A 25,120-nucleotide genomic window follows, 5' to 3' on the forward strand; every position below is an offset into this window, starting at 1 on the left:
GGACCATTTCCATGTACGCGCGCATCTTCGGATTTGCGGCAGCCGCCGCTTGTTTTGCCATGCCTGTTTTTGCCGCCGTTGCCCTTGGCGAGGCGGCCGGCAGCTACACGATCAGCCCAGGGAGTTCCAGCATCCACTTCTCCATTGCCAAGCTCGGCGGCGGCGGGCTCGACGGTGCTTTCTCCCGCTTCAAGGGCAATATCCTTATCGACAACAGCGATGTCGGCCGGTCCCAGGTCAATTTCACCATCTTCCCCGAAAGCGTCGGTACCGGCCAAAGTCGCATCGATGCCTTTCTCCGCTCGGACGCGGTTTTCGACGCGACCAACAATCCGGAGATCCAGTTCCGTTCGACCAGCGTCAAACGCACCGGCGACACGTCGGCCCTTGTCACCGGCCGGCTGACGGCGCGCGGCAAGACCTTTCAGGAAAAGTTCACGGCCGAGCTCGGCAGCCTCAAGGCGGGCACGATAAAGTTCCACGTCACAGGCAAGGTGTTGCGGTCGCGCTATGGCATGGATGTCGGCACGCCGATTTATTCCAACGTCGTCGAATTCGACATGACGCTGACGGGTAGAAGGGGTTGAGCGGTTCTCCCTGCGATTTCACCGTCGCTGCAGGACCTGGGTTCCTCTCCCCACTTGGTGGGGCGAGGAACCATGCTCCCGCATTGGCTTTTCCGCCGATTTCAGGCAAACCTCCAGGCCTGCAATCGAGAGGAGAAATCTGATGTTCCGATGGGGTGTTTTGTCGACGGCCAAAATCGGCCGCGAGCAGCTTTTACCGGCAATCGTCGAGGCGGAGAACGGCGTGCTGTCGGCGATCGCCAGCCGCGATCTGTCGAAAGCTCGGGCGCTGGGCGAACGCTTCGGGGCGCGCCATGCTTTCGGCTCCTATGAGGAACTGCTCGCCTCCAGCGACATCGACGGCGTCTACATTCCGCTGCCGACCTCGCAGCATGTCGAATGGGCAGCCAAGGCGATCGAGGCCGGCAAGCATGTTCTGGTCGAAAAGCCACTGGCTCTCGACGCCAAGGACATTCCGCCACTGATCAAGCTGCGCGATGCCAGGAAGGTGCTGGTCTGCGAAGCCTTCATGGTCGTCTACCACCCGCAATGGATCAAGGTGCGCGAGCTGATCGGCAACGGCGCCATCGGCCGGCTGCGCCATGTCCAGGGCGCGTTCTCCTACTACAATGTCGACCCCAACAACATGCGCAACAAGCTCGATCTCGGCGGCGGCGCGCTGCCCGACATCGGCGTCTATCCGACGGTATCGACGCGCTTTTCGACCGGCAAGGAGCCGCTGCGCGTCCAGGCGAGGATCGAGCGCGACAAGACATTCGGCACCGACATCTATTCCTCGATCCGCGCCGATTTCGGCGACTTCGAGTTGTCGTTTTACCTGTCGACACAGATGGCGGCACGCCAGGTGATGGTCTTTCACGGTGAGAAGGGCTTCATCGAGGTGTTCTCACCGTTTAATGCCGGACTCTACGACCATCACCGTGTCGAACTGCACAACCAGAACCACAGCGAGGCGCAGGTCTTCCGCTTTCCCGGCACGCAACAGTACCGGCTGGAAGTCGAGGCCTTCGCGCGGGCGGCACAGGGTGGCAAGGATCGTGTCTTCACCCTGGAAGAATCGGTGCTCAACCAGAAGGTCATCGATGCCATCTTCCGCGCCGGCGAGAAGGAAGGCTGGGAGGCAGTCTAGGCCGGCCGTGATCCTGCAACGGGCCGGTTTTTTGGACGAGATCTTGGCCAAATAGATGCCCGACGATGCGGATGTGATCATCGTCGGCGCCGGCCTTGCCGGCTTTGTCGCGGCCGCCGAACTGACTGCGGCCGGCAAAGGCCGTCGAGCAGGAGCCGGAGCAGTCGCTTGGCGGCCAGGCATTCTGGTCGCTCGGCGGCATCTTCCTCGGTGGGGTGAACAAGCCCCGCCGGCGCCGTTGCGCCAAGGTGGCGGTCGCACCGAACGGCCAACTTTCCCTCTGAGCATTTTGCAGCCAAATGGAATCATTCGGCGCCCGCATAAATGCGGCAAAACAGATAGTTAGAGCCGGTTACCGGTTCCAGGAGAACCGCTCTAGGCGAAGGGCTGCAAATTGACGTCCCGAAGCTTGGAACCGGCAAGCAAAGCCTCGAGCACCTGCTTCTTGAGAAACAGGCACTGCGAACGGGCAAGTTTGACGATGCCGGAAACGTCGCCTGCCTCGCAGGCAAGAACCAGTTCCTTTTGCTGGGCGATGATCAACTGGGTGAAGTCGCGGGATTTGAACCCAAGGTGGAGAACCCGCGCCGACTGGTCGAGTATCTGGTCCAGTAGATGCGCCAGTCGTAAATTTCCCGAGAGCCCCGCAAGGGCCAGACGAAACGCACGATCCGCCGCCAGGAATGCAACATGACTACGCAACGTCTCCGGCTTCAGCACTTTTCTCGCTGCCAGCCCGATGTCCTCCAGCCCGCGCTCGGTAATGTTCGATGCCGCCACCCTGAACACTTCCGGTTCGATCAAGCTGCGGACATCGAAGATCTCGTTGACGTCCCGCAGGCTGAGCGTTGCAACGACGTAGCCGCGGCGCGGCTCGCTCCTGACCAGACCTTCCTGCATCAGACGGGCCAACGCCGCGCGGATGGTTGCCTTTTTGATCTGGTATCGATCGCCGATCTGTTTTTCGGTCAGCGCTTCGCCGGGGCGCAGCACGCAGGCAATGATGTCGTTCCTCAGCTGCTCATATGCCTGTTCCCTGCGAAGGACGTCGGCGGCTGACAGTGCTGTCGCCTCGACCGTGGCCGGCCTTGCCGGTTCGGCGGTCAACTTCGTCGTTTTCATATTTTGTCCGTTTGGCTGTCCGGTTGACGCTGGCATCGACATTCGCTAGCGTGAGCACCTCAGGTTGAAAATCTGAGCATCTCAGGGAGGATAACTGATATGCCTTTACCCGCCAACTCGCCTCTCTACGCTGTTGCCGATGATATCGTCAATGCCGCGAAGGGGCCAGATCCCCTCGAAGCGGTAAGGACGGTCCTGGGCGATTACATCAACCGTTTTCACGCATCGGGAACACTCGCTCACGAAGAAGACGACGACGAGGTTCTTTTGCATGCCAGCCCGAACCTGACGATCTATCACATCACGTTGTCGCCCGGCCTGCAGTACCCGCCCCACAACCACCTGATGGATGCCTTGATCGGCATCTACAGGGGCAGCGAGACGAACTTCATCTATCCCGTTGCCGGCAGCGAACTCGATGTTCCCGAAAGGCAGGACATCGCAGCGCCTGCCGTCGTGCACATGGCGTCGAATACCGTGCATGCGGTTGCGAATACGGGCAGCGCGCGATCCGGTGCGCTGCATGTCTATCTCGGCGATCTCACACGAACGCACCGGCAGCTGTGGAGCCCGGACAGCAACCAGGCCGAACCGTTTGACAATGATCGCTACCTGGCCGGCGCGCGGCCCATTCAGCAGTCCGGCACGAATGAGCAGAGGCGTCGCGGGCAGCGAAGTCGGCCGTGATCAGCGAACCCGTCGGAATCGCGTCACACTTGTCACTCTCGCCAATCCGCTATCGCCCCTATCCTGGCTCATGACCAATCAGCAACACGTCGCGCCGGGAATGGTGCGACAACAGACCAGCAAGGGAGATGCACAATGACGGCACATCAGAATGGCACAGGCGAGCAGACGACGCGGCTCGCGATGAAGACACCACCGGTCGTTTCGCCTGACGCGTGGGAGGCCGCGCGCCAGCAGTTGCTCGTGAAGGAGAAGACCGTGACCCGGGCTCGCGACGCCTTGGCCGCCGAGCGTCGGCGGATGCCGTGGATGGCGGTGGAGAAGGCCTATACGTTCGAGGGCCCCAACGGAAAGGTGAGCCTGCTCGACCTGTTCGAGGGCCGCCGTCAGCTGATCGTCTATCGCGCTTTCTTCGAGCCCGGCGTCTTCGGCTGGCCCGATCACGCTTGCCGCGGCTGCTCGCTGGGGGCAGACCAGGTCGGCAATCTTGCCCATCTGAACGCCCGCGACACCACGCTTGCCTACGCCTCGCGCGCACCGCAGGCCGACATTGCGCGGCTGAAGGCGCGGATGGACTGGAAGATGCCCTGGTACACCATCACCGACAGCTTCGATGCCGATTTCGGCGTTGACGAGTGGCACGGCCATAACGTGTTCATCCGCGATGGTGATCGCGTGTTCCGTACCTACTTCATCAACAACCGCGGCGACGAGGCGATGGGGACCGTATGGAGCTATCTCGACCTGTCGCCGCTCGGCCGCCAGGAGGTTTGGGAGGATTCGCCCGAAGGCTATCCGCAGACGCCGACGTACAAGTGGTGGAACTGGCACGACAATTACGACGCCGAAACCGTTCCCGACAAAAAGTGGGTCGAGGTGTCGGACGCCGGAGAGGCCGCGTTCCGGAACCGCACCGAATAGAACGTCTTTGGCGTCGCGGAAATGCGGCTAGGACAATTGGAGGAGCGGGATGCACGTTCATTCGACCGCATCCCGCTCGTTATGCAGGACTATGGCCATGAGCGAGATTCATGCAGGCGGATCCACCGGCGATGCGAGCCCGGCCGGCCTTGGCGCAGCCGATTGGCTGTCCTTTGCGGCCGCGCCGACCTTCGCAACCATCGCGCTGCTGACGTTTCTCGGCGGAGCGCCGGATATGATGTGCTCGACCGGGCAAGACGCGTCGCCGCTGGGCGGCATGGTCCCGATGTACCTGCTGATGAGCGCCTTTCATTTGGGACCTTGGTTGAGGCGGGTCTCCGGCCGCCGACGCCGCAAGTAGAGCTATAGCGGCCGATAAAGGCCCTTCGCGGTGAGGAGGACAGCCCTCACCAGATCCATTCGCCCTTCCCAAGTACCGTCACGGCATCGACAATCCGGGTAAAGCTCGAGCGGGCGCGGCCGGCCGTGTGCCTGGCTCTGAGATAGCCGTGCACCAGGCCCGGCTCCTCGAGCCACCAGGCACGTCCGCCTGCGGCAACGACGCGGTCGCGATAGGCTTCGCCGTCCGACGACAACGGGTCGCATTCGGCGGTGATCACGACGGTAGGCGGCAGATAGGCGAAATCGGCGTCGGCGAGCGGAGACAAAGTGATGTCGCCTGTAGCGTCCACTCCGCCAGTCCGGATGTTGTTATAGAACTCCAGATCGCGCATTGTCAGCATCGGCGCTTCGGCATGCGTGACATAGGAACCGCGTGAACGGTCGCCGCCAAGGCCAGGATAGATCAGCACCTGGCCGACCGGCTTTGTCACGTGGCCACGCGTCGCATGACTGACGGCACAGGCGAGATTGCCGCCGGCGCTGTCGCCGCAGAGCAGGACGGGGCGTTCGTAAGTGGCGGTGGCCCATTCGAAGGCGCCCATCGCATCGTCGAAGGCGGCCGGGTGCAGATGTTCCGGCGCCAGCCGGTAGTCGACCGAGACCACCTCATAGCCGGTGCGGGCGCAAAGCTCGGCGCAGACATCGTCGTGGCTGTTGAGCCCGCCGAGGATGTAGCCGCCGCCATGGACATAGAGCACCATCGCAGAGGCGTTCGGCGCCGCGCTGCGATAAATGCGGATCGGGACGTCGTGCGCTGGCGCGGCAATGACGGTGGTTTCAGCCGTCACGCCATCCGGATAGCCGGCAGAGAATTCGCGGCACATCCGGTCGTAGATCGCGCGCTGCTCGGCGATCGTGTAGTCGATCGTATCCGGCGGATAATACGAATTGGTCCGTTCGATGAAGGCCCAGGTCTCGGCGTCGATGAGTTTCTTGTAGTTGGTCATGGGCGCCGAATGGGCCGCCAAGGTTGAGCTTGGACACCCCCCTCTGGCCTGCCGGCCATCTCCCCCGCAAGGGGGGAGATCGGCAGCTTTGGCCTTGCCGCTTGTCCTGCAACGCTGGAAATTGGCGAAATCCGATGCGACATCCGATCTCCCCACTTGCGGGGGAGATGCCCGGCAGGGCAGAGGGGGGTGTGAAGGATCGCCATCATCTCCGCAGCGTCACTTCCCCTTCCACACCGGATCGCGCTTTTCGGCAAAGGCGCGAAAGCCCTCGAGATTGTCCTCCGAGCCGTAGAGCGCGTCAACCGTCGGCAGTTGCCGGCGCGTCACCCGGTTCATGGCATCCTGGAAGGTCAGCGATTCTGCGACCCGGGCCGTTTCCTTGATCGCGGCGAAGACCAGCGGCGGGCCGCTGGCGAGCAGCCGGGCGATCTCCCAGACGCGGTCCTCCAGTCTTTCCTTGGGCAGCACCTCGTTGACCAGGCCCCAGCGATGCGCCTCGGCGACATCCATCCAGCGGCCCGTGAACAAAAGGTCCATGGCGACGTGATAAGGGATGCGCTTCGGCAGCTTGATCGTTGCCGCATCGGCCAGCGTGCCGGCGCGGATTTCGGGCAGCGCGAAGGAGGAGTGGTCCGACGCGTAGATGAGGTCGCAGGACAGCGCCAGCTCGAAGCCGCCGCCGACCGCCATGCCGTTGACGCAGGCGATCACCGGCTTGTTGAGGTCGCGCAATTCCTGCAGCCCGCCGAAGCCACCGACGCCATAGTCGCCGTCGACGGCATCGCCGCCAGCCGCTGCCTTAAGGTCCCAGCCGGCGCTGAAAAACTTGTCGCCGGCGGTCTTGACGATGGCGACGCGCAGGTCGGGATCGTCGCGAAACCCCTTGAACGTCTCGCCCATCAGCCGCGACGTCTTCAGGTCGATGGCATTGGCCTTGGGCCGGTCGAGCATGACTTCGAGGATCGTGCCCTCGCGGCGGGTGGTGATGACGTCAGACATTTTTGTTCTCTCCCAGCACCAGCAGCGCGTCGGCGATCCAGGCGCCCTTGCTCTCGGTGCAGACGATCAGAGGATTGATGTCGAGCTCCTCGATCTCGCCGGCATTTTGCTGCACGAAAGCAGCAATGCCCGATATCGCATCGATTGCAGCTGCGACATCGGCCTTCGGCCGACCGCGATAACCGTCGAGCAGCGGGAACAGCTTCAACCCGCGCAAAGCGGCCTCGATGTCATCACGGGTCGCCGGCAGCATCAGTGTGACGCTGTCGCGCAACAGCTCGACCAGCACGCCGCCGGTGCCGAGCGTCATCACCGCGCCGAACATCGGGTCGCGAGTGAAGCCGACCAGCAGCTCGGCGACGCCGTCGCGCACCATGCGCTCGACATAAAGGCCGGTGCCGAGCGGGCCGAGATCATGGGCGGCGGTGCTGACCGATTCGGCATCCCTGAGGTTGAGCCGGACCGCGTCGAGCTCGGACTTGTGGATGACGCCAAGAGCCTTCAGCGCCACCGGGAAGCCGAGCGCCATCGAGGAGATCACAGCTTCGACCGCATTGCCGGCGCGCTCGCCCTTCGGCACGGGGAGCCCGGCCTCGATGAGCCGCGCCTTCGCCTCGGCCTCGTCCGGCGTGACATGGTCGCCGGCCGGCGCGCCGGACGCGGAAGTGTCGATCGGCTGCGCCTGCGGCTCGCGCCACGCCCAGCCGATGAAGGCTGCCGCCTGGGCGGCGTCCATGGCCTCGGAAATGCCGAACAGCGGCACCATGCCCCGCGCCATCAGGCCGGCAGTGTATTCCTCGGGCAGGTTTTCCGGCAACGAGGAGACGATCGCGCCCTGCGCGCTGTTGGTCTTCAGCGCCGATTCGAAGGCGCGCAGCGTCGCCCACCAGTCCGTGTCCGAGCAGCGGTCGGGACGCGGAAAGTCGAGCACCAGCATATTGAGGTCGAAGCCGCCAGACACCATGGCGGTGAAGGCGGCGGTCATCGCCGGTTCGTTGTTCCAGATGAAGGTGTGATAGTCGAGCGGGTTGGCCACCGCGACCAGCGGCCCGAGCGTCGATTTGACCCGCGCGCGGTGCTCGGGGGTGAGTGGCGGAAACGTCACCCAGCGGCCTTCGGCGCTGTCGGCCATGACCGACGCCTCGCCGCCCGAGCAGCTCATCGATGACAGCCGGTAGCCGGGCAGGGGGCCAGTGACGTGCAATAGCTTGAGCGCCTCGATGAAGGCGGGAATTGAATCGATCCGGGCGATGCCGAGCCGCCTCAGGAAAGCGCCGGACGCCGCGTCCGAGCCGGCCAGCGACGCGGTATGCGAGACGGTCGCCTGCCGCGCCTGCTCGGAGCGGCCGACCTTCATGGCGATAACAGGCTTCTTCAGCTCGCGTGCCCGTGCCGCCAGCCTTTCGAAGCCGGCTACCGAATCGAAGGCCTCGATATGCAGGCCGAGCGCGGTGACGCGGTCGTCCTCGATCAGGCCGAGCGCCATTTCGGAAAGCCCGGTCTGCGCCTGGTTGCCGGCGGTCATCAGGAAGGCGATCGGCAGGCCGCGTTTCTGCATCGTCATGTTGATGGCGATGTTCGACGACTGGGTGATGATGGCAACGCCGCGACCGCCTTCCGGCAGCCTGATGCCGCCATGCTGGTCGGGCCACAAAAGCGCGCCGTCGGCGTAATTGATCAGCCCATAGCAGTTCGGCCCGATGATCGGCATTTGGCCGGCCGCCTCGACCAGTTCGGCCTGCAGCCGCTCGCCGTCTTCGTCATAGGCCTCGGTTTCGAGAAAGCCGGCGGCGAAGCAGACCGCACCGCCGGCGCCGCGCTCCGCCAGCGCCTTGACCACTTCGATGGTCAAGTGCCGGTTGACGCCGACGAAAGCGGCATCCGGCGCACTGGGCAATTCGGCCACCGAGCGATAGGCCTTGCGGCCGGCGACCTCGTCCTTGGTCGGATGCACCGGCCAGATCTCGCCGGCAAAGCCCATTTTGATCGATTGCGCGACGACGGCCGCCGCCTGCGCACCACCGAAGACAGCGATCGATTTCGGCCGCAAAAGACGTTCAAGCCTGTGCATTGTCATCTTTTCGTCTGAGCATGATCTTTTCCAAAGACCGGATTTCACTTTTTGGGGTCACGCTCTAGCCCCCGAACGGGCGCAGCAGCGCGCGCGAGATGATGTGTCGCTGGATTTCCGAAGTGCCTTCCCAGATGCGCTCGACGCGGGCGTCGCGCCAGATGCGTTCCAGTGGCAGGTCGTCCATCAGCCCCATGCCGCCATGGATCTGGATCGCCTCGTCGGCGACGAAGGCAAGCATCTCGGTGGCCTTCAGCTTGGCCATGGCCATGTCCTGGTCGGTGACGGTACCCTGATCGTACTTCCAGCCGGCTTCGAACACCATCAGGTCGGCGGCCTTCAGCTCGGTCGCCATGTCGGCGAGCTTGAACGACACGCCCTGGAATTTGCCGATCGGCTGGCCGAACTGCTGGCGCTGCGCGGCGTATTCGACGGCGTGGCCAAGCGCCCGCTCGGCGCGGCCGAGGCAGGTGGCGCCGACCTGCAGGCGCGTCGCGCCAAGCCATGAATTGGCGACGTCGAAGCCTTTGTGGACCTCGCCCAGAACCTGACTGGCCGGCAACCGGCAATCGTCGAATTCGAGGATGGCATTGGTGTAGCCGCGATGTGAGACGTTGCGGTAGCCGTCGCGCACGGTGAAACCCTTGGTGCCCTTGTCGACGAAAAAGGCGGTGATCTTCTTGCGTTTTCCACGCGAAGACTCTTCCTCACCCGAGGCCATGAAGACGATGGCGAAATCGGCGAGGTCCGCATGGCTGATGAAATGCTTGGTGCCGTTCAGCACCCAGTCGTCGCCGTCTTGCACGGCGGTTGCCTTCATGCCGCGCAGATCGGAGCCGGCGCCCGGCTCGGTCATTGCCAGGCAATCCCATTTCTCGCCGCGAATGCAGGGAAACAGATATTTTTCGCGCTGCTCCGGCGTGCCGGCGAGAAGGATGTTCGAAGGCCGCGCCACGCAGGTCCAGTGCAGCGCGTAATTGGCGCGGCCGAGTTCCTTTTCATAGAGCAGCCAGGTCACTGCATCGAGCCCGGCGCCGCCGACTTCCGTTGGCATGTTGGCGGCATAGAGGCCGGCTTCGATCGCCTTGGCCTTGATCTCCTCGATCAGCTCGCGGCGCAGCACGCCGGTGCGTTCAACCTCGCGCTCATGCGGGTAAAGCTCGTTCTCGACGAAGGCCCGCGTCGTCTCGACGATGAGCTTCTGCTCCTCCGAAAGACCAAAATCCATGGTCTCAGCCTCTCTTCTTTTTCTTCGGCTTTTCAGCCTTGGCCTTTTCGGCCGCCCTGGAGGCGCTGGGCTTCTTTGCCGCAAGCTTGGCCAACTGCCTGGTGTAGTCCCTATGCAAGGCGCCGGCACCCCAGCCTTTGCCTTTGTTCTGCTTCGACAGTGCCTCCATGATGGCGACCAGATTGTCGTCCCGGATCTTTTCGAGATCGCGGATCGACAGACCGTGCGCCTGGTCGTCCGACTGGGTCGCGATCAGCTCGACCAGCTCGTCGTTGAACTCCGGCACGTCCATCAGCTTGGTCCAGGGCCATTTCAGGCACGGGCCGAACTGCGCCATGAAGTGCCGCATGCCGGCCTCGCCGCCGGCGACGCGATAGACCTGGAACATGCCCATCTGCGCCCAGCGCAGGCCGAAGCCATAGCGCATGATGTCGTCGAGCTCCTCGACCGTGCAGATGCCGTCCTTGACCAGCCACAGCGCCTCGCGCCATGCCGCTTCGAGCAGGCGGTCGCCGACGAAGGCTTCGATCTCCTTGCGGATCACCACCGGCTTCATGCCGATCGAGGCATACATCTCCTTGGCGACGTCGATCGCCTCGGGAAAGGTCTGTTCGCCGCCGACGATCTCGACCAGCGGCAGCAGATAGACGGGGTTGAACGGATGGCCGACGACCAGCCGCTCCGGATGCTTCTTCATCGCCACCTGCATGTCGGTCGGCTTGATGCCGGAAGTGGAGGAGCCGACAATTGCGTTGGCCGGCGCATAAAGGTCGATTTCGGCCAGCACGCGGTGCTTCAGGTCGAGCCGCTCCGGCACGCTTTCCTGGATTAAATCGGCATCGGCCACCGCCTCGGCGATCGTCTTGGCGAAGGTGAGCTTGCCCTCTTTCGGCAAGCCGCCGGGCAGCATCTGCTTGTAGGCGCGTCGCGCTCCCTTCATCACCTCGCCGACCTTGCGTGATGCCTCGGGGTCGGGATCGAAGATCGATACGTCGATGCCGTTGAGCAGCAGCCGCGCGACCCAACCGGCGCCGATCACGCCGCCGCCGATGGCTGCCGCCTTGTTGATGATGCTCATGCGGAAGCTCCGGTTCTTGTGCTGGCTGTTGCGGGGTCGGTGAGGGCGACGCGTTCGCCGGCACGGATCACGGACGCGTCATAGGCCTTGCGCGCGAACACTTCGAGCACGAAGGGCCGGAAGAAATCGATCGGCAATGTCTCGTAGTCGGGATCGAAGCTCGACTGATCCCATCGTTCGCAAAACTCATCGCAATCGTCGAAGTAGATGTGCCCGGCGAAACGGTCGCGGGCGTGCGGATTGCCGCCGAGGTGATGGGCGTAATAGAGGCGCTGGAAGTCGCCGTGCTTTTCCACCACCCAGGTGCATTGCTCGCGAACGAAGGGTTTCAGGATCGACGCCGCATACTCGTCGTGATTATAGGGCGCGTAGATGTCGCCGATGTCGTGCAGCAAGGCGCAGGCAATCCAGTCGGTGTCGGCGCCGTCGCGCCAGGCCCGCGTTGCCGCTTGCAGCGAATGGCCGAGCCGGGTGATCTTGTAGCCCGAGAGGCCCGCATCCAGGCGGACGAGCGCGTCGAGTAGCCGTTCGCCGGTCTTTGCCGCGTAGTCGATCTCGTGCTCGGTGAGGAAGGCGTAATCCTCGCGGTCGCCGTCCTTCATGGCGGTGAATTTCACGGTCTTCATCGGCGGCTCCTCCCAACCGATTCCGCGTTCAAAGCGGTGCGCGCTTCGTCAGGTTGAGCTTCTTGCGGACTTCGTCCGGGCCGATGACCCTGGCGCCCATATTCGACACGATGCTGACCGCCCGCTCGACCAGCTGCGCATTGGTCGCCAGCACGCCCTTGTCGAGCCAGAGATTGTCCTCCAGCCCGACGCGGACATTGCCGCCGGCGAGCACCGCGGCAGCGACGTAGGCCATCTGGTTGCGGCCGATGGCAAAAGCCGACCAGTTCCAGGTCGCCGGCACATTGTTGACCATCGCCATGAAGGTGTTGAGGTCGTCCGGCGCCCCCCACGGCACTCCCATGCATAATTGCACCAAGGCGTCCGGCTTCAGCACTTCTTCCTCGACCAATTGCTTGGCGAACCACAGATGCCCGGTGTCGAAAGCCTCGATTTCCGGCTTGACGCCGAGCGCCGTCATCATGCCGCCCATGGCACGCAGCATGCCGGGCGTATTGGTCATGACATAGTCGGCCTCGGCGAAATTCATCGTGCCGCAGTCGAGCGTGCAGATTTCCGGCAGGCACTGGCGGACGTGCTCCATGCGGTTGCTGGCACCGCCCATGTCGGTGGCTTTTTCGTTCAGCGGCAGCGGGTTTTCCGGCGGGCCGAACACCATGTCGCCGCCCATGCCGGCGGTCAGGTTCAAAACCACATCGACATCCGCCGCGCGGATGCGCTCCGTTACTTCGCGATAAAGGTGTACGTCGCGCCTGGGCTTGCCAGTTTCGGGATCGCGCACATGGCAGTGGACGATCGCCGCACCTGCCTTTGCCGCCTCGATGGCCGAATCGGCGATCTGCTTGGGCGAACGCGGCACATGCGGGCTGCGATCCTGCGAACTGCCGGACCCGGTCACGGCACAGGTAATGAAGACCTCACGGTTCATCGCTAACGGCATCGGACTCTCTCCCAATAGGACGTAGGGCAAGAATGCCTGACTTGCCGGAAACTGTTTTGCGTTTTACGAAGATCGTGTGACCAAAAACGAAAAACCGACGATCTTTCAGGCCGAGCGTTTGCCGCTCAAGGTAACGCTGCTGGTATTCTCCGGCTCATCGATCATGTGCGTCGCCTCAGCCGTCGATCCATTGCGCGCCGCAAACCGCATTGCCGGTGAGACGCTGTTCGATTTCAGGCTGGTCTCGGTGACGGGCGAGGCGCCGGTTACCACATGCGGCCTGCCGGTGGCGGTCAGCGGCCGCTTCGATGCGGCTGACCCAACCGACATGCTGGTCGTCGTCGCCGGATTCGGCACGCAGAACTATGCCACATCGGCCCTGCTGTCCGGACTGCGCCGGGCGGCGCGCGCGGCACGCGCCTGCGGCGGCGTCGAGGCGGGTACGTGGCTGGTGGCGCGCGCGGGCTTGCTGGAAGGGCGCAGCGCCACCACCCACTGGGAGGACATGGAGGATTTCTCGTCGGCCTTTCCCGGCGTCGACGTGCGCCCCGATCGCTACGTCATCGACGGCCCGGTGTTCACCTCCGGCGGCGCCTCGCCGACCTTCGACCTGATGCTGCATCTGATTCGCACGCGGCTCGGCATGGCCGTGGCGCTCGATGTCGCGAGCGTCTTCATCTACGACCAGGCGCGCGCCGCGACCGACGCGCAGCCGCTGGTCTCGCTCGGCCGTCTCGACGGCTACGATCCCAGGTTGGCGCAAGCCATCCGGCTGATGGAAGCGCATATCGACCAGCCGCTGACCATAGCCGCGGTGGCCAAGCGCGCCGGGGTGACGGCACGAACGCTGGAAAGTATCTTTCGCAAGTCGATCGGCGAAACGCCCGGCGCCTATTATCTCAGGCTGCGCCTCGGCGCCGCGCGCCGGCTGGTGGTCGACACGCGCGTGGCCATGGCCGATATTGCCGGGCGAACGGGCTTTTCGTCCGCCGCGGCATTTTCCAGAGCGTTTTCAAGAGCGTTCGGCGAAGCGCCGGTCAGGTTGCGTCAGGGATAATGCATGTCGCCCAAAAGTCCGTAGCGGTTTTGGGACAACGGCATGCATAGACAAAGGTAGATCAGGCAGCGTCCTGGCGGTCGCTGTTGCCGTCGATCTGCGAGCGCATTTGTCTCGCAAGATGGGTCTCGAAGCGGCTGGCGACCGCGCGATCCCATTCGTTCGCACTCAGCGCACCTTGCTTCGGGTGCGGCAGCGCCATCAGCCGGTCGATGATCGATCCGGCCTCGCCAGATGAGAGCAGGGCGTCGATTTCGCGTTCGTGCTGCATATCGTTTCGCCTCCTTCTTTCCGTTCCCGCCACGAACCACACTATAGGAGGTTCGTGACGGCTGTTTGAAGGCAAGAGCGAGGCGATTGATGGGCGGCGCCGGGCAAAGTTTTGTCCGCCGCCGCCCATCTTGGGCACGATCGTACCAGTAGGTCAGGCAGTGCTTCAGCCAAGCCGCATCGACAGCTCGACATCCTCGCTGAACGACGTGGACATGTAGCCGCCTCCGGTCGAGCGCACCCGCTCGAGGTATTCGGGGCAAAGATCGGCGTTGTCGGCAACGACGAAGGCGCCCGGCCTGAGGCGGCTTTCGACCAGACTCAAGATCTCTGGATAGAGCGCTTTGGCGCCGTCGAGCAGAAGCAGGTCGACGGTTTCGGGAAGATCGACGCTTAATGTTTGCACCGCATCTCCTTCTCGGATTTCCACCAGGTCGATGAGACCGCCTGCCGTCAGATTGTTCCTGGCGCGCGCCACCTTGGATGGCTCGAACGCGCTGGTGATGAGGCGGCCACCGCGGAGATTGAAGCCTACGCCGACGCCATGGCCGACATGTTCTGCGCCTACCTGAGAGGCCTCGATCACGGCTAAGGCAAATGCCAGGCCCGGTCAGCAAGCAGACCGAAAGTTTCGCACGGGGCAAACCATGTCGGTTTCAGCCCCGCGGAAAGTCGTCTTTATCCCGCGGCCGCTGAACAATGCGGCCGCGGGATGGTATGCCTCAGACGTACCGGTTGACGATGTTTTCGAGTAGTTCCTGGCGACCGGATCTGGGCTGCGGCTCGATCTTCTCTTTGACGACGCGCTCGGCGATTTCCTCCAGGGTGCGCTTGCCGGCAAGCATCGCCTTGGCCTCGGCCGAATCCCAGCCGGCATAGCGCTCGGCGAGCGGGGCGGACAGCGCCTTGTCCTCGACCATGCGCGCTGCCGCCTTGAGGCCGCGAGCGCAGCAATCCATGCCGCCAATATGGCCGATCAGCAGATCCTGCGGATCGAGCGACTGGCGCCTGAGCTTGGCGTCGAAATTGGTGCCGCCGGTCTTGAAGCCGCCGGCCTGCAGCACCTGATAGTAGGCGAGAGCCATCTCCGGCACATTGTTGGGGAACTGGTCGGTGTCCCAGCCCGACTGGTAGTCGTTGCGGTTCATGTCGATCGAGCCGAAGATTCCCAGCGCATTGGCCAGCGCCAGTTCATGCTCGAACGAATGGCCGGCCAGGATGGCGTGGCCCTGCTCGATGTTGAGCTTGACCTCATTCTCCAGCCCGAAACGCTTGAGGAAGCCATAGACGGTGGCGACGTCGTAATCATACTGGTGCTTGGTTGGCTCCTGAGGCTTCGGCTCGATCAGGATGGTGCCTTCGAAGCCGATCCTGTGCTTGTAATCGACGACCAGATTGAGGAAACGGCCCGCCTGTTCCTGCTCGCGGGCAAGGTCGGTGTTGAGCAGCGTCTCATAGCCCTCGCGGCCGCCCCACAGCACGTAATTCTCGCCGTTCAGACGCTTGGTGACGTCGATGCAGTGTTTCACCGTCGCCGCCGAATAGGCAAAGACGTCCGGATCGGGATTGGTGGCGGCGCCTGACATGAAGCGGCGGTTGGAGAACAGGTTGGCCGTGCCCCACAACAGCTTGACGCCGGTCTGCTTCATCTTTTCCGAGAAATAATCGGCGATCTCGTCGAGCCGCGCCGCACTTTCGGAAAAGTCCCGGCCCTCCGGCCGCACGTCGGCATCGTGGAAGCAGAAATAAGGCGCGCCCAGCAACGAAAACATCTCGAAGGCGACGTCGGCCTTGAGCTTGGCCAACTCCATGGTGTCGGTGCTGCCGGCCTTCGGAAACCACGGCCGGTCAAATGTCTGGCCGCCGAACGGATCGCCGCCCGGCCAGGCAAAGGAATGCCAATAGGCGACGGCAAAGCGCAGATGGTCTTCGAGCCGCTTGCCGGCGACGATCTCGTCGGGATTGTAGAACCGGTAGGCCAGCGGATTGGTCGAATCCGGTCCCTCGTATTTGATCTGTTGGATGTCGCCGAAAAAACCGCTGCTCATGTTCTTTTCCTCTCGCATGGTTCGGCCTGATTACCTCAGGCGTAATTGGTTTCGCGCTGGCGCTGGTCGAAAAGGCTCATGTCAAAGCCACCCAACGAAGGAGACAGAACCATGACCGACCTCAACACCATTGCCGAAAACTACATCGCCGCCTGGAACGAGAGCGACGCCGCACGCAGGAAAGCCTTGCTCGAGGCGACCTTCACCGAGGACGTCGGCTACCGCGATCCGATCATGCAGGGCGACGGCCATGACGGCATCGCCGCGCTGATCGAAGGCGTGCAGCAGCGCTTTGCCGGCTTCAGGTTCTCGCTGAAAGGCAAGCCGGACGGCTTCGCCGATACCGTCCGTTTCTCCTGGAATCTCGGGCCGGAAGGCGTCGAGTCCGTCATCGAAGGCACCGATATCGGTGTCATCGAGAATGGCCGGCTGAAAAGTGTTACCGGCTTTCTCGACAAGGTGCCGGCACAGTGAGGCCTTCTCGGCAGGCCACGGCGAGGGCGGGAAACCGCTCACGCCGTGGCGCTCCTGATCGCCGGGTAAAGCTGGCGGTAGCGCTGATAGGCATCTGCATAGGCACCGCCGAGGGCGGCGACCGGCTCGACCGTGGCGTCCGTCGCCGGCGCCGTGCACACGGCGCGGGGATCGGCGCCGGTCGCCGCGATCAGGCCAAGCCGGGCGGCGCCAAAGGCGGCGCCGAAATCGCCGTCGGCTGGAATATCGACTGGCAGGCCAAGCGCTGTGGCGATGGCCTTCAGCCAGTAGCGCGAACGCGAGCCGCCGCCGATCGCCGTCACCCGGGTCAGCGTCGTGCCGGCTTTGGCCAGGGCTTCGAGGCTGTCGCGGAAGGCGAAGGCGACGCCTTCGAGCACGGCCCGGGTCAGCGCCGCGCGGCCGGACTCGTGGGCAAGCCCGGTAAAGGCGCCCCGAATGACGGAATCATTGTGAGGCGTCCGCTCGCCTGACAGGTACGGCAGGAAGGAGACACCGGTCGGCGCCTGCAGCGCATCGCCGAGTTCGGCGGTCAACTCGACGGCGCTTTTTCCCGCAATTGCCGACAGCCAGTTGAGTGAATCGGTCGCCGACAGGATGACGCCCATCTGGTGCCAGGTGCCGGGCAGTGCGTGGCAGAAGGTGTGCACCGCACTTTCCGGATTGGGCAGATAGGACGCGTTGGCGGCAAAAAGCACGCCCGATGTGCCGAGCGAGACGAAAGCCTGGCCGGCGCCGACCGTGCCCATGCCGCAGGCCGAGGCCGCGTTGTCGCCGGCGCCGCCGGCGATCGGGATGCCCGTCTGCATGCCCCATTTCGCAGCCAGTTCGCCGCGCAAGGCACCGGCCTTGGCCGTGCCTTCGACCAATGACGGCATCTGCCTTTCGTCGAGCGACGTCGCGGCGAGCAGTTCGGAGGACCAGGCGCGTTTGCCGACATCGAGCCACGACGTGCCAGCCGAATCCGACATTTCCGAAATATGGTCGCCGGCGAGCCAGAGCCGCAAAAAGTCTTTCGGCAGCAGGACCTTTGCCACTTTGGCAAAAACAGCCGGTTCGTTGTTTTTCACCCAGGCGAGCTTTGGCGCGGTGAAGCCGGGAAAGACGATGTTGCCGGTCAGCTTGCGAAAGCGCGGGTCGACATCGAGTGCAGCCGCCTCGGCGTGGCTGCGTGTGTCGTTCCACAGGATGCAGGGGCGCAGCACCTGGTCGGCGGCATCGAGCAGGGTGGCGCCATGCATATGGCCGGAAAGGCCGATGCCTTTAACCGCCGCGAGCTCCTTCGCATGCATGGACCTCAGCTCGGCGATCGCCGCTTCGCAGGCGCGAATCCAGTCGGCCGGGTTCTGCTCGGACCAGCCGGGATGCGGGCGCGACACATCGAGCGGCGCATGGCCGGAGCCGACGATGCCCTGCCTTGCATCGATCAGCAGCGCCTTGACGCCCGACGTGCCGAGATCGAGGCCGAGATACATGCTTCCTCCCATGTCCGTCAGGCCTGGCGGCGACGGTCTTTCTTGCTTCCCAGCCTAGTCCTGCGACACGAGCGGCGAAGATATCCCGGCAATCGTGCTGCCGGAAAAACGCTCCAGTCAACACGCGAAGATTTTTTCGACACTCGAAAAAATCTGGCCGGGGCAGTTTTTAAGGCAAGATTTAATCTTGGTCAATTCGCCGTGAGAGCGATTGCGCGCCGTGAAAACAGTGCCGACAACGGGCTGTCCGGCCGTGCCAGCGCGCGTTCCGCCGCAAGCGCCCTCGCCAGCGCGCCATCACCGGAACGCAATGCCGCCTCGATCAGCGTCAGGTCGATGACGTCGCGTTGGGCGTGGCTGCCGCCGAAGCGATGGGCGATCGCCCGGATCGGCCGGATCAGGCGTATCGTCCCGGCATAATTGCCCTCGCCGAATGCCTTGATGGCGAGCGTCAGGGGATGGCCGACATCCCGGGTGAAAGCAGCGTTGTCGTCTTTGCCGCACATCGCCTCGCGCTGCGCCTCGAGCAAGCCGCTGGCCGGCGCGTCGAGGCCGGCACCGACAAACGCCATCATTGCGTGGGCGTCGTTGAAGGCATAATGGCCGGCGCTGGCCTTGGGCAACCAGTTGGCGGCGAGCGCCGCCCAGCGGCTGCCGACATCGACGCCGCCGAGATGCAGCCGCCACAGGATTGCCGAGGCATCGACCATGTTGAGCGCCAGCGTCGAGCGCTCGCCGTAGATCGGGCCGTCATAGAGCGCCAGCACCTCGTCGATTTCGCCGAGATCGTAGTGGAACAGCGCCAGGTGCCACCAATTGTGCACCTGCAGGAAACTTTCCCGCGTCCACGCTTCGGGATTGGCGCGCATCCACAGAATGCCGTCCTTTTGCCGGCTCTGCATCTCCATGACATGGGCCACCGCATGCTGGGCCCAGCCGTCGCGCGGCTCGAGATCGACCGCCGTGCGGCCAAGTTTTTCGGCGCGCGCATAGTCGCCCATTTCCTCCAGGCCAAAGGCCTGCATGCCGAGTATGGCGTGATAGCCCGGCATGCCGCTCTGCCAGGACGGCAGCGCGCGGCCGATGCGGTCGCGCAGCATGCGCGCATTGCCGGTGAAGAAGTCGATCTGGTGCCCGGTCTGCAGCGCCAGCGCATCGAGCGGAAACTCGATGGCGATATCCTCCAGCACGCGGGCGGCCTCATGCCAGCGTCCCTCCGCAAGGTGGCCAAGGGCGGCGACATGCGCCTGCTCGCGTGTCGTACCGGCAAGCGGCAGCGCCGCCTCGTGACATGCCTTGGCCACCGCCGTCGCCTCACGCTCGGTGGCGAGGCCAAAGAGATAACCCTTGAACACCTGCGCCATGACGAAGCCGGGATCGTCGGCGATTGCCCGGTCAATGGAGCCGACCGGATCGCCGATGAAGCACTGCAATTCGCGCACGGCCTGGCTGTAGGACGAAAACCCGGCCTTCGTCGCGCCAGACAGTGTCAGGCCGAATGCATCCCTGACCGCCATGGCGTGTCCTCAGTTGCCCGATCGCATCGCCACCGTGGCGATGCCTGCGCCGACCAGCAGCGTGCCGCCAGTGCGGTTGAAGATGCGGATCGCCTTTGGATTGCGCACGACGTTGCGCGCCCTTGCGGCGATCAGCGCATAACCGAAGGCGTTGGCGAAGGCGAGCGTCAGGAAGGTCGTCTCGAAGATCAGCATCTGTGTCCAGAAATCCGCGTGCCGGTCGAGGAACTGCGGCAGGAAGGCGACGAAGAAGGTGATGCTTTTCGGATTGAGCGCAGTAACCAGCCAGGCATGCGCCGCCATTTTCGCCGATGACACCGCATCGGTGCGCGGTTCGGCCCGGAGCGCGCCGCCGGCGCGAAACAGCTTGATGCCGAGATAGATCAGATAGCCGGCGCCGATCACCTTCAGCACCGTGAATACGGTGGCCGACGCCGCCAGCAGCGCGCCGATGCCCAGCATCGACAGTGTCATCGCGGTGAAGTCGCCGAGCGCCACGCCGACTGCCATCGGCAGCGCGGTGCGCCAGCCTTGGCCGAGTGCATAGGAAACCACCAGCAGGATGGTCGGGCCTGGAATGACCAGAAGGACTGCCGAGGCGGCGGCAAACGCGGCCCAGTTTTCGAAGGACATTTTCTTCTCCTTGAGCTTAAAGAAGAGGATAAATCCTTGGCCTCGCGCAGATGTAAAGAGGCAAGAATCGAAAAAGCGCGTCGTTAACGCCAGGCGGCTGGCCTTCACGCTTTTTCAACCATGATTGGTGAAAATGCCTGCTATCCGGCCGGACCGTGTTTCCCGCCGACAGCGTAGGGTTTGGGTAAATGCGTGAGTTGCCGCACGGTCTGTCGCTGCCGCATAATGGCGACGCAATCGAAACCGAACTACAGCTTTCCCGCCGCACGGTGCTGTCCGGCGCCGGCGCGTTGGCGCTGCTCGGCGTCACAGGCTGCAGCCAGACGCTGGATCTGCCGTCGCTCCAGCTCGACGACGTCACCACCGGCTCGATCCGGCCCGTCCGTCCGAGCATCAGCGTCGACAAGAACATCACCAGCCCCGACGTGATGTACGCTTCGCTTACCGACGGTGGCTTCAACGTGCCGGAGGTGCCCTACCTCAAGATCAAGCCGGAGTTTCGCCGCCAGATCGTCGTCGATCCGACCGGCGAGCAGCCCGGCACCATCGTCGTTCACTCGCAGGAACGGCTGCTCTATCTGGTGCAGCCCGGCGGCGAGGCGATCCGTTACGGCGTCGGTATAGGCAAGGACGGATTCCGCTGGTCCGGCCGCGCCAACATCCAGTACGGCAAGGAATGGCCGGTCTGGACCCCGCCGCCCGAGATGATCGCCCGCAGGCCGGAACTAGTGAAGTGGCAAGGCGGACAGCCGGGCGGCCTCGACAATCCGCTCGGCGCGCGTGCCCTCTACATCTATCAGAACGGCAGCGACACCGGTTATCGCATCCACGGCTCGCCCGAATGGTGGAGCATCGGCCAGGCGATGTCGTCGGGCTGCGTGCGCCTGATCAACCAGGACATCATCGACCTCTACAGCCGCGTCTCCAAGAAGAACCCGGTCGTCGTCGTCTGAACGGCGGCTTCGCCTTCAGCGATCACTCTGCCGTTGCGCGATGCCGCAAGACAGGCGAATGTGCCTGCGATTTCATCGCCCGGGAGACGTGAACAATGGCCGGAACTTTTGTCATCGCGCAGGGCGGCGGCCCGACCGCCGTCATCAACCAGACCGTGGTGGGTGCTGCGCTCGAAATCCGCAAGCGGCATCCCGGCGCCAAGGTGCTGGGATCCATCCACGGTGTGCGCGGCATTCGTGACGGCAATTACGTCGATCTTTCCGCCATCCCCGAGGACCGCCTGCGGCTGATCGCGGCGACGCCGAGCGCCGCGCTTGGTTCGACGCGCGACAAGCCGGATGCCGCCTATTGCGACCTCATCCTCAATGGCTTGAAGAAAGCCGGCGCCGACGCCTTCATCTATATCGGCGGCAACGACACCTCGGGCACGCAGCAGATCCTCACCGACGCCGCCGGCGGCAAGATCGCCTTCGTGCATGCGCCGAAAACCATCGACAACGATCTCGAGGAGAACGATCACACGCCCGGCTTCATGTCGGCGGCCGAGTTCGTCGCTGGAGCATTCCTTTCGGTCGATCTCGATTTCCGCGCTCTGCCGGGCATCTATGTCGGCATCGTCATGGGGCGGCATGCCGGTTTCCTGACGGCCGCATCCGCGGCCTGGCAGCTCGACCAGGACAGCGGCCCGCATCTCGTCTACGTGCCGGAGCGGCCGTTCTCGGCGGCCGGTTTCATCGACGACGTGCGCGCCACGCTCGACCGCCACAAGCGCTGCATCGTTGCCGTCTCCGAAGGCGTCAGCACCGCCGACGGCAAGGCGCTGGTCGAAAGCCTGGTGCCGCCCGAAAGGCTGGAGCGCGACCAGCACGGCAACGTCAAGCTGTCGGGCAGCGACCTGCCGGCAGCCTTGGAGCGCGCGCTCGCCGAAGGATTGCCGGGCAAGCGAGCGCGCGTCGATGCGCTCGGCTATATGCCGCGCGGCTATGTCGGCGCCATCAGCGCGGTGGACGCGCAGGAGGCCTTCGATGCCGGCGCCTTCGCCGTCACCGTGGCCGACGAGGGCGGCGGTTCGGTGGCGCTGCAATATGACGGCAAAAAAACCGTGCTGAAGAAGGTGCCGCTGAAGAACGTCGCCGGCAAGACGCGCCATATGCCGGATGATTTCATGCTGCCCGACGTCAACCGGCTGTCCGATGCGGGCATGGTCTATCTGAAGCGGCTGGTTCCGCGAAAGTACAAGATCGGCAAGCCGTTCGTCTGATGCCGGCCTTGATCTGATGGACAGCTGGTTCAGCAAAACCATCGTCGACGCCAAGACGACGATGCTGACCGAGCCGTTCGTGCATGATTTCGTGCGCGCCAACATCTGGCATGTGCGCGGCCGCGATGTCGACCTGCTGGTCGACACCGGCATGGGGATCTGCCCGCTGGCGCCGCAGATCGACACGCCGGCCGGCAAGCCGCTGCTCGTCGTCGCCACGCATATCCATCTCGATCATGTCGGCTCGCTGCACGAGTTTCCGTTGCGGGCAGGTCCGCGCCACAGCGCCACGCAGTTCGACAGCATGGACGAAGCGGTGACCTACGCCTACATGTTCCATGATCTCGAAGGCGCCGTCTCCAGACTGCCGGCAAACGGCTGGAAAGCGGCCGATTACAGGATTCCACCGGCGCCGCTGGACCGGACCCTGGACGAGGGCGATAGGATCGACCTCGGCGACCGGCAATTCCGCGTCCTGCACCTGCCCGGCCACTCTCCGGATTCGATCGCGCTGTTCGATGAGGCAGACGGCCTGTTCTTCGCCGGCGACGCCATCTATGACGCGACGCTGATCGACGACCTGCCGGATTCCGATCGTGCCGCCTACCGCCGCACCATGCAGCGGCTGCGCGATCTGCCGATCCGGATCGGCCATGGCGGTCATGGACCGAGCTTCGACGGCAGGCGGATGCGTGAGATCGCCTCGGCGTATCTCAGGCGAACGGACGGGACAGCGGCATAGAAGCCTTGGCGGGGCAGTGAGGGGCGGCCTGAAGCGAATTGGCTTGGGCAACTATTTTGTTCTTGCTTTGTGCCGGCAGCTATGCTAGTAACTTGGGTATGGTGCTGATTTGCCCCAACGACCCGCCGTCAGGCGGGTTTTTGTTTTCGGGTTTCGGCGCAAGCCCGGCACGGCGGTTGCCAGCCGAAAATTAAATCTTCGTAACATTATCTGGAAACCATGATCGGCGCCCTAGATGCGGGGCTGTCGATCCGGTCGGCTGCCTGACAGGCGAGACAGGCAAGGCCGACGACCGACGCGCCGATGAATTGTTCCGGTGACGGAACGTTAGGGCGCTTCACCAATCTCTCGCCCGGACAACGGCCATGTCACCAATTCAGACCCTTCGCAGACATCGCGTCGCCGCTCTGCTGGGCGCAGCGTTGATCGTCAGCCCTTTCGCCCTGCCTCTCGCTCCCAGGCTGAATGATGTCCTGGCGGCAACGGTCACCCCTCCCGTCACCGGCATGACGGCGCCGAGCGGCTCGTTCGCGCCGGTCGTGGCGGCCGATAAGCCGGCGGTGGTGACCATCACGACGGTCATGAAAGTACAACAGCCCGACACCATGAGCGACGCCTCTCCCTTTGGCGGAACCTCCCCTTTCGACGACTATTTCCGCCATTTCTTCGGTGACCAGGGATTGCCCGCTCCCAAAACACCGCCGGAACAGGCGCCGCGCACCGAGGCGCTCGGTTCAGGCTTCATCGTCGCCAGCGACGGCACCATCGTCACCAACAATCACGTTGTCGATGGCGCCCAATCGATCAAGGTGACGCTCGACGACGGCACCGAGCTTCCCGCCAAATTGATCGGCCATGACGCCAAGAACGATCTTGCCGTGCTCAAGGTCAAGGCCGGCAAGCCCTTGCCGACCGTCAGATGGGGCGATTCCGACAAGCTCATGCCGGGTGACCAGGTGCTCGCCTTCGGCAATCCTTTCGGCCTTGGCACCACGGTCACGGCCGGCATCGTCTCGGCGCGCGGCCGCGACCTGCACAGCGGGCCGTTTGACGACTTCATCCAGATCGACGCACCGATCAACCGGGGCAATTCCGGCGGCCCGCTGACGGATGTGAACGGCAATGTCGTCGGCATCAACACGGCGATCTTTTCGCCGAATGGCGGCAGTGTCGGCGTCGGCTTCGCCATCCCCTCCGACCAGGCGCAAAAGGTCGTCGCCAAGCTGATGAAGGGCGGCTCCATCCAGTATGGCTACCTGGGCGTCCAGATCCAGCCGGTGACGCCTGATATGGCGAGCGCCATCGGCCTCGATCACCCCGCGGGCGTGCTCGTCGCGCAGGTCAGCGACGGATCGCCGGCCGCCAAGGCCGGCATCGAGACCGGCGACGTCATCACCAGCTTCGCCGATCGCGACATAAAGGACCCAAGGGACCTGTCGCGCGCTGTCGCCGACGTTGCGCCCGGCACGAGGGAAACCCTCAATGTCTGGCGCAAGGGCCAAAGCCTGCAGATCTCCGTCGAGATCGGGCGCAACGAAGACGACATGGCAACGGGATCGGTGACCGGCGATCAGGGTCAGCCGTCGACGGAGCAGGGCCTCCGTGCACCGGCGCTCGGTCTCCGCCTGATGGATGTCACCCCGGATGTACGCCAGGCAATGAACCTGGCAGGCAACCAGCACGGCGCACTGGTCGAGCGCGTCGACCCGAACAAGGCGGCATCGGCTTCCGGCATCCAGCCCGGCGATATCATCGTCGCCGTCGACCAGCATCCGGTGAGAAGCGCCAGGCAGGCTAACCAGGCGATTGTGCAGGCTGCCAAATCCGGCAAGAAATCGGTGCTGCTGCTTGTCCAGCGCGGCGACGCCCAGATGTTTGTCGCCGTCCCCTTCGTCAGTGGCTGAGGCAGGCGCCGCGCTGCCAAGATCGAT

Annotated in this window: 24 protein-coding genes and 2 pseudogenes; 12 read left to right on the top strand and 14 right to left on the bottom strand. The window is 63.9% G+C overall.

The genetic code is table 11. The features are described from left to right. The first annotated feature begins 11 nt into the window (after positions 1 to 11). The 3 genes and pseudogenes from NKJ13_RS10410 to NKJ13_RS10420 form a co-directional block, all read left to right on the top strand. Positions 12 to 587: a YceI family protein gene (locus NKJ13_RS10410; protein WP_352686553.1), complete on the top strand. Its 576-nt coding sequence runs from the start codon at positions 12 to 14 to the stop codon at positions 585 to 587. A 142-nt stretch (positions 588 to 729) separates the two neighbouring features. Next, positions 730 to 1,716, top strand: coding sequence for a Gfo/Idh/MocA family protein (locus NKJ13_RS10415; RefSeq protein WP_352686556.1), 987 nt, complete (start codon positions 730 to 732; stop codon positions 1,714 to 1,716). 55 nt (positions 1,717 to 1,771) lie between these two features. Beyond that, positions 1,772 to 1,955 (top strand): annotated as a pseudogene (locus NKJ13_RS10420) (FAD-binding protein); the annotation flags it as partial. Positions 1,956 to 2,091: 136 nt separating this feature from the next. Here the strand turns inward: NKJ13_RS10420 and NKJ13_RS10425 are convergent. Beyond that, positions 2,092 to 2,838: a GntR family transcriptional regulator gene (locus NKJ13_RS10425; RefSeq protein ID WP_352686559.1), complete on the bottom strand. Its 747-nt coding sequence runs from the start codon at positions 2,836 to 2,838 to the stop codon at positions 2,092 to 2,094. A 99-nt stretch (positions 2,839 to 2,937) separates the two neighbouring features. On the opposite strand from NKJ13_RS10425, the gene NKJ13_RS10430 reads away from it, so the two are divergent. The 3 genes from NKJ13_RS10430 (at position 2,938) to NKJ13_RS10440 (ending at position 4,807) form a co-directional block, all read left to right on the top strand. Beyond that, complete coding sequence (locus NKJ13_RS10430) at positions 2,938 to 3,525, top strand: autotransporter (RefSeq protein WP_352736801.1); 588 nt, start codon at positions 2,938 to 2,940, stop codon at positions 3,523 to 3,525. 135 nt (positions 3,526 to 3,660) lie between these two features. Beyond that, positions 3,661 to 4,446 carry a DUF899 domain-containing protein gene (locus NKJ13_RS10435; RefSeq protein ID WP_352736803.1) on the top strand — a complete coding sequence of 262 codons (786 nt, stop codon included), beginning with the start codon at positions 3,661 to 3,663 and terminating at the stop codon, positions 4,444 to 4,446. Between the two features lie 91 nt (positions 4,447 to 4,537). Continuing rightward, complete coding sequence (locus NKJ13_RS10440; protein WP_502901900.1) at positions 4,538 to 4,807, top strand: hypothetical protein; 270 nt, start codon at positions 4,538 to 4,540, stop codon at positions 4,805 to 4,807. Positions 4,808 to 4,853: 46 nt separating this feature from the next. On the opposite strand, the gene NKJ13_RS10445 is transcribed toward NKJ13_RS10440, so the two are convergent. The 7 genes from NKJ13_RS10445 to bcoG all read right to left on the bottom strand — a co-directional run bounded on the left by NKJ13_RS10445 (position 4,854) and on the right by bcoG (position 12,740). Then, positions 4,854 to 5,795 (bottom strand): alpha/beta hydrolase, encoded by a 942-nt coding sequence (locus NKJ13_RS10445; RefSeq protein ID WP_352736807.1) that lies wholly within the window; start codon positions 5,793 to 5,795, stop codon positions 4,854 to 4,856. Positions 5,796 to 6,014: 219 nt separating this feature from the next. Next, positions 6,015 to 6,797, bottom strand: a complete 783-nt coding sequence (locus NKJ13_RS10450) for a carnitinyl-CoA dehydratase (RefSeq protein ID WP_352736809.1) — start codon at positions 6,795 to 6,797, stop codon at positions 6,015 to 6,017. Further along, a complete protein-coding gene (locus NKJ13_RS10455; RefSeq protein ID WP_352505939.1) occupies positions 6,790 to 8,868 on the bottom strand; it encodes an acetate--CoA ligase family protein in 2,079 nt (692 codons plus the stop codon). The genes NKJ13_RS10450 and NKJ13_RS10455 overlap by 8 nt, the downstream gene beginning before the upstream one ends. A 64-nt stretch (positions 8,869 to 8,932) precedes the next feature. After that, a complete protein-coding gene (locus NKJ13_RS10460) occupies positions 8,933 to 10,096 on the bottom strand; it encodes an acyl-CoA dehydrogenase family protein (RefSeq protein ID WP_352736810.1) in 1,164 nt (387 codons plus the stop codon). 4 nt (positions 10,097 to 10,100) lie between these two features. Next, positions 10,101 to 11,174, bottom strand: a complete 1,074-nt coding sequence (locus NKJ13_RS10465) for a 3-hydroxyacyl-CoA dehydrogenase NAD-binding domain-containing protein (RefSeq protein WP_352505937.1) — start codon at positions 11,172 to 11,174, stop codon at positions 10,101 to 10,103. Further along, positions 11,171 to 11,800 carry an HD domain-containing protein gene (locus NKJ13_RS10470; protein ID WP_352736811.1) on the bottom strand — a complete coding sequence of 210 codons (630 nt, stop codon included), beginning with the start codon at positions 11,798 to 11,800 and terminating at the stop codon, positions 11,171 to 11,173. Before NKJ13_RS10470 ends, NKJ13_RS10465 begins: the two co-directional genes overlap by 4 nt. Before the next feature lie 28 nt (positions 11,801 to 11,828). Next, complete coding sequence (gene bcoG, locus NKJ13_RS10475) at positions 11,829 to 12,740, bottom strand: 3-dehydrocarnitine:acetyl-CoA trimethylamine transferase BcoG (protein ID WP_352480227.1); 912 nt, start codon at positions 12,738 to 12,740, stop codon at positions 11,829 to 11,831. A gap of 76 nt (positions 12,741 to 12,816) precedes the next feature. On the opposite strand from bcoG, the gene NKJ13_RS10480 reads away from it, so the two are divergent. Continuing rightward, positions 12,817 to 13,797, top strand: coding sequence for a GlxA family transcriptional regulator (locus tag NKJ13_RS10480; RefSeq protein WP_352736812.1), 981 nt, complete (start codon positions 12,817 to 12,819; stop codon positions 13,795 to 13,797). Positions 13,798 to 13,858: 61 nt separating this feature from the next. Here the strand turns inward: NKJ13_RS10480 and NKJ13_RS10485 are convergent, their stop codons facing one another. The 3 genes and pseudogenes from NKJ13_RS10485 to xylA all read right to left on the bottom strand — a co-directional run bounded on the left by NKJ13_RS10485 (position 13,859) and on the right by xylA (position 16,115). Next, positions 13,859 to 14,068, bottom strand: coding sequence for a hypothetical protein (locus NKJ13_RS10485; protein ID WP_254815980.1), 210 nt, complete (start codon positions 14,066 to 14,068; stop codon positions 13,859 to 13,861). A gap of 165 nt (positions 14,069 to 14,233) precedes the next feature. After that, positions 14,234 to 14,584 (bottom strand): annotated as a pseudogene (locus NKJ13_RS10490) (O-methyltransferase); the annotation flags it as partial. Positions 14,585 to 14,789: 205 nt separating this feature from the next. Next, positions 14,790 to 16,115, bottom strand: a complete 1,326-nt coding sequence (gene xylA, locus NKJ13_RS10495; protein ID WP_352736813.1) for a xylose isomerase — start codon at positions 16,113 to 16,115, stop codon at positions 14,790 to 14,792. Between the two features lie 111 nt (positions 16,116 to 16,226). Between xylA and NKJ13_RS10500 the strand changes: the two genes are divergently transcribed. Then, entirely contained in the window at positions 16,227 to 16,589 is a 363-nt protein-coding gene (locus NKJ13_RS10500; RefSeq protein WP_352480232.1) for a nuclear transport factor 2 family protein, read from the top strand. A 38-nt stretch (positions 16,590 to 16,627) separates the two neighbouring features. Here the strand turns inward: NKJ13_RS10500 and xylB are convergent, their stop codons facing one another. From xylB to NKJ13_RS10515, 3 genes are all read right to left on the bottom strand, one after another. Continuing rightward, entirely contained in the window at positions 16,628 to 18,082 is a 1,455-nt protein-coding gene (gene xylB / locus NKJ13_RS10505; RefSeq protein WP_352736814.1) for a xylulokinase, read from the bottom strand. Between the two features lie 191 nt (positions 18,083 to 18,273). Next, the gene (locus tag NKJ13_RS10510; protein WP_352736815.1) at positions 18,274 to 19,599 is read right to left on the bottom strand and encodes a tetratricopeptide repeat protein; all 1,326 of its coding nucleotides are present in this window, start codon (positions 19,597 to 19,599) and stop codon (positions 18,274 to 18,276) included. Between the two features lie 9 nt (positions 19,600 to 19,608). Then, positions 19,609 to 20,232: a LysE family translocator gene (locus NKJ13_RS10515; RefSeq protein WP_352736816.1), complete on the bottom strand. Its 624-nt coding sequence runs from the start codon at positions 20,230 to 20,232 to the stop codon at positions 19,609 to 19,611. 188 nt (positions 20,233 to 20,420) lie between these two features. Between NKJ13_RS10515 and NKJ13_RS10520 the strand changes: the two genes are divergently transcribed. From NKJ13_RS10520 to NKJ13_RS10535, 4 genes are all read left to right on the top strand, one after another. Beyond that, positions 20,421 to 21,185 carry a L,D-transpeptidase gene (locus NKJ13_RS10520; protein WP_352505924.1) on the top strand — a complete coding sequence of 255 codons (765 nt, stop codon included), beginning with the start codon at positions 20,421 to 20,423 and terminating at the stop codon, positions 21,183 to 21,185. A gap of 95 nt (positions 21,186 to 21,280) precedes the next feature. Next, on the top strand, positions 21,281 to 22,447 hold the full coding sequence (locus NKJ13_RS10525; RefSeq protein ID WP_352777715.1) for a diphosphate--fructose-6-phosphate 1-phosphotransferase: 1,167 nt from the start codon (positions 21,281 to 21,283) through the stop codon (positions 22,445 to 22,447). Between the two features lie 16 nt (positions 22,448 to 22,463). Continuing rightward, positions 22,464 to 23,189, top strand: coding sequence for an MBL fold metallo-hydrolase (locus tag NKJ13_RS10530; RefSeq protein ID WP_352736820.1), 726 nt, complete (start codon positions 22,464 to 22,466; stop codon positions 23,187 to 23,189). Between the two features lie 365 nt (positions 23,190 to 23,554). Then, complete coding sequence (locus NKJ13_RS10535; RefSeq protein ID WP_352736822.1) at positions 23,555 to 25,093, top strand: DegQ family serine endoprotease; 1,539 nt, start codon at positions 23,555 to 23,557, stop codon at positions 25,091 to 25,093. The last annotated feature ends 27 nt before the right edge of the window (positions 25,094 to 25,120 follow it).

The organism is Mesorhizobium sp. M0174 (genome assembly GCF_040322275.1).
Taxonomy (GTDB): Bacteria; Pseudomonadota; Alphaproteobacteria; order Rhizobiales; family Rhizobiaceae; genus Mesorhizobium.

Coding starts and splice junctions, on each gene's coding strand:
- NKJ13_RS10410 (WP_352686553.1), top strand. CDS start 12: ATGTACGCGCGCATCTTCGGATTTGCGGCAGCCGCCGCTTGTTTTGCC.
- NKJ13_RS10415 (WP_352686556.1), top strand. CDS start 730: ATGTTCCGATGGGGTGTTTTGTCGACGGCCAAAATCGGCCGCGAGCAG.
- NKJ13_RS10425 (WP_352686559.1), bottom strand. CDS start 2,838: ATGAAAACGACGAAGTTGACCGCCGAACCGGCAAGGCCGGCCACGGTC.
- NKJ13_RS10430 (WP_352736801.1), top strand. CDS start 2,938: ATGCCTTTACCCGCCAACTCGCCTCTCTACGCTGTTGCCGATGATATC.
- NKJ13_RS10435 (WP_352736803.1), top strand. CDS start 3,661: ATGACGGCACATCAGAATGGCACAGGCGAGCAGACGACGCGGCTCGCG.
- NKJ13_RS10440 (WP_502901900.1), top strand. CDS start 4,538: ATGGCCATGAGCGAGATTCATGCAGGCGGATCCACCGGCGATGCGAGC.
- NKJ13_RS10445 (WP_352736807.1), bottom strand. CDS start 5,795: ATGACCAACTACAAGAAACTCATCGACGCCGAGACCTGGGCCTTCATC.
- NKJ13_RS10450 (WP_352736809.1), bottom strand. CDS start 6,797: ATGTCTGACGTCATCACCACCCGCCGCGAGGGCACGATCCTCGAAGTC.
- NKJ13_RS10455 (WP_352505939.1), bottom strand. CDS start 8,868: ATGCACAGGCTTGAACGTCTTTTGCGGCCGAAATCGATCGCTGTCTTC.
- NKJ13_RS10460 (WP_352736810.1), bottom strand. CDS start 10,096: ATGGATTTTGGTCTTTCGGAGGAGCAGAAGCTCATCGTCGAGACGACG.
- NKJ13_RS10465 (WP_352505937.1), bottom strand. CDS start 11,174: ATGAGCATCATCAACAAGGCGGCAGCCATCGGCGGCGGCGTGATCGGC.
- NKJ13_RS10470 (WP_352736811.1), bottom strand. CDS start 11,800: ATGAAGACCGTGAAATTCACCGCCATGAAGGACGGCGACCGCGAGGAT.
- bcoG (WP_352480227.1), bottom strand. CDS start 12,740: ATGCCGTTAGCGATGAACCGTGAGGTCTTCATTACCTGTGCCGTGACC.
- NKJ13_RS10485 (WP_254815980.1), bottom strand. CDS start 14,068: ATGCAGCACGAACGCGAAATCGACGCCCTGCTCTCATCTGGCGAGGCC.
- xylA (WP_352736813.1), bottom strand. CDS start 16,115: ATGAGCAGCGGTTTTTTCGGCGACATCCAACAGATCAAATACGAGGGA.
- NKJ13_RS10500 (WP_352480232.1), top strand. CDS start 16,227: ATGACCGACCTCAACACCATTGCCGAAAACTACATCGCCGCCTGGAAC.
- xylB (WP_352736814.1), bottom strand. CDS start 18,082: ATGTATCTCGGCCTCGATCTCGGCACGTCGGGCGTCAAGGCGCTGCTG.
- NKJ13_RS10510 (WP_352736815.1), bottom strand. CDS start 19,599: ATGGCGGTCAGGGATGCATTCGGCCTGACACTGTCTGGCGCGACGAAG.
- NKJ13_RS10515 (WP_352736816.1), bottom strand. CDS start 20,232: ATGTCCTTCGAAAACTGGGCCGCGTTTGCCGCCGCCTCGGCAGTCCTT.
- NKJ13_RS10520 (WP_352505924.1), top strand. CDS start 20,421: ATGCGTGAGTTGCCGCACGGTCTGTCGCTGCCGCATAATGGCGACGCA.
- NKJ13_RS10525 (WP_352777715.1), top strand. CDS start 21,281: ATGGCCGGAACTTTTGTCATCGCGCAGGGCGGCGGCCCGACCGCCGTC.
- NKJ13_RS10530 (WP_352736820.1), top strand. CDS start 22,464: ATGGACAGCTGGTTCAGCAAAACCATCGTCGACGCCAAGACGACGATG.
- NKJ13_RS10535 (WP_352736822.1), top strand. CDS start 23,555: ATGTCACCAATTCAGACCCTTCGCAGACATCGCGTCGCCGCTCTGCTG.